The 280-nt window shown below is 59.3% G+C and carries 1 pseudogene; it reads left to right on the forward strand.

The window, feature by feature from the left end:
• Nucleotides 1–280 (forward strand): annotated as a pseudogene (locus tag AC0IYH_RS31150) (ABC transporter substrate-binding protein); the annotation flags it as partial.

Genomic DNA, 280 nt, shown 5'->3' on the forward strand with positions numbered 1-280 from the left:
TTGCTGAAGAAGACCGACAAAGGTCTGAACGTCGAGCAATTCGTCGACGATCAATACATCAAGGCTGCCTTCAAGGCCGAAGGTCGTGATTACGGGCAAGCGCTGGCCAATTACGCGCAGTTGCCGCTGAAAGCCAATGATGCCGTGACCGGCCAGCCGATCACCGATTTCAAGCGCGTGGCGCAGATCTGGGTGCGCGGTGAAAGCAAGGTACGCCACTACGCCTCGCCAGAAGCGGCCTTCAAGGCGCTGGCGCAGCTCGAGGAGGAGGGCAAGGACA

The organism is Pseudomonas sp. AC463 (assembly GCF_979253585.1).